We start from the raw sequence: 269 nt of genomic DNA on the forward strand, positions 1-269 counted from the left end.
TGGTCGCGATCGTCGCGCCGCATATCGTGCCGTACGACCCGGAAAACTTTTTCGACTACGACGCGTTGAACGCGGGGCCAACGGCCGCGCACTGGTTCGGCGTCGATTCGCTGGGCCGCGACATTTTCAGCCGCATTCTGGCGGGCTCGCGTATTTCGCTGGAGGCAGGTTTTCTGTCAGTGGCGATCGGGGCGTTGATCGGCACGTTCTTCGGCCTGCTGGCAGGTTATTACGAAGGCTGGTGGGACCGCATCACCATGCGGATCGCC

At 62.5% G+C, this 269-nt stretch carries 1 pseudogene; it reads left to right on the forward strand.

Going from position 1 to position 269, the window contains the following annotated elements:
• Positions 1-269, forward strand: a pseudogene (locus tag SB764_RS40660) (glutathione ABC transporter permease GsiD); the annotation flags it as partial.

Source organism: Paraburkholderia sp. SIMBA_027 (genome assembly GCF_046535315.1).
Lineage (GTDB): Bacteria > Pseudomonadota > Gammaproteobacteria > Burkholderiales > Burkholderiaceae > Paraburkholderia > Paraburkholderia tropica.